This window comes from Rheinheimera sp., from assembly GCF_036568245.1.
In the GTDB taxonomy this organism is placed as follows: domain Bacteria; phylum Pseudomonadota; class Gammaproteobacteria; order Enterobacterales; family Alteromonadaceae; genus Alishewanella.
This window is the reverse complement of sequence record NZ_DATCSY010000094.1, coordinates 1-2,023: the sequence shown is the minus strand read 5'-3', so window position 1 is coordinate 2,023 and position 2,023 is coordinate 1. Positions and strand designations below refer to the sequence as shown.

Here is a 2,023-nt window from a genome sequence, read left to right as displayed (position 1 = left end):
ATCCGGCGCTATGTCAGGCATCAGGATAAAGTGGGCAGAGAAGACGAGGAACGTCAATTAAGGCTGGATGTAGAAAATAATTAAGCCCCCTTATAGGGGGCCAACGCAAAGCCACCTCCTATGGAGGTGGATTTTTACTTCCCGCCAAACACCACAGAAAAAGCGCTGGACAGAAATAGGCAAAGCAGAGCTTCTTTGCTAAGCTCGGTCGCGATAAAACAACAAGAAACAGGGAATTTCATTGATGAAACACGTATTAAGTATCCTGGCTGTATCTTTACTGGCTGCCTGCGGCAGCGAATCCACCACTTCTTCAGCAACTGAGCCCAATGCGATTACTATGACTGAAACTGTAAAAACGCCTTTAAGCTATCCGCAAACCGCCAAAGGCGATGTGGTGGACACCTATTTTGAACAGACTGTTGCCGACCCTTATCGCTGGCTGGAAGACGATCGCAGCACTGAGACGGAAGCCTGGGTGAAAGCGCAGAATAAAGTGACTTTTGGTTACCTTGAACAAATTCCGTACCGGGAACAGATTAAACAGAAGCTGGCCGCATCGTGGAACTATGAAAAAGTCACGGCGCCGTTTAAAGAAGGTAAATATACCTACTTCTATAAAAATGACGGCTTGCAAAACCAGTATGTGTTGTACCGGCAACTGGACGACGGCAGCAGCGAAGTATTCCTTGACCCTAACACTTTCAGCAGCGACGGTACCACTTCGCTGGCGGAAGTGAGTTTTTCCAAAGATGGTTCAAAGCTGGCGTATTCTATTTCTGAAGGTGGCAGTGACTGGCGCAAAATTATTGTTATCGATGTTGAAACCAAACAACAACTGGAGCCGGAGCTGGTAGATGTAAAGTTCAGCGGCATTAGCTGGTTTGGCAACGAAGGTTTCTATTACTCCAGTTACGACAAACCGGATGGCAGTGAGCTGTCAGCTAAAACGGACCAGCATAAACTGTATTACCACAAGCTTGGTACACCACAAAAAGACGATGCCATCATTTTTGGCGCGACAGAGCAGCAAAAACACCGCTATGTCGGTGCTTCGGTAACAGAAGATGACCATTACCTGCTGATTTCTGCTGCTGTATCAACGTCGGGTAATAAACTGTTTTTGAAAGACCTGACCAAGCCAGGCAGTGAGCTGGTGACAATTTTAGAGCACACTGATTCAGATACCGATTTACTCGATAACGATGGCAGTAAGTTGTATCTGGTCACTAACTTAAACGCACCGAACAAGAAAGTCGTTGCAGTAGATGCCGCTAAACCGCAACCAGAGTATTGGGTTGATGTGATCCCGCAAACAGATAACGTGCTGAGCGTATCAACCGGTGGTGGCTATATTTTTGCCGAATATATGGTTGACGCCATCGCTAAAGTACAGCAATACGATTACAGCGGCAAACTGGTGCGTGATGTCACGCTGCCGGGGCTTGGCAGTGTCGGGGGTTTTAACGGTAAAAAAGAAGATAAAACGCTGTATTATACTTTTACCAATTACACGACTGCGCAAACGATTTACAGCTTTGTACCTGAGTCAGGCAACTCAGATGTTTACAACAAATCCGGTGCTGACTTTGACAGCGACAACTATGCGTCTGAGCAGGTGTTTTACACCTCAAAAGATGGCACTAAGGTGCCAATGCTAATCAGTTACAAAAAAGGCCTGAAACGTGACGGCACTAACCCGACTATTTTGTACGGCTATGGTGGCTTTAACGTCAGTCTGACCCCGGGCTTTAATATTCCCACGGCAGTGTGGATGGAAATGGGCGGTGTTTATGCCGTGCCGAACCTGCGCGGTGGCGGTGAATACGGTAAAGCCTGGCACGATGCCGGTACCCAGCTGAAGAAGCAGAACGTGTTTGATGATTTTATCGCTGCTGCCGAGTATTTGCAGGCACAGGGTTATACATCTAAAGATAAGCTGGCTATCCGCGGTGGTTCAAACGGCGGCCTGTTGGTTGGCGCAGTCATGACACAGCGACCTGAGCTGATGAAAGTGGCACTG

The 2,023-nt window shown here is 47.6% G+C and carries 1 protein-coding gene; it reads left to right on the top strand.

From position 1 onward, the window contains the following. Positions 1-244 precede the first annotated feature (244 nt). A partial coding sequence (locus tag VIN66_RS04050; protein ID WP_331922798.1) for a prolyl oligopeptidase family serine peptidase occupies positions 245-2,023 on the top strand: 1,779 nt, incomplete at its 3' end.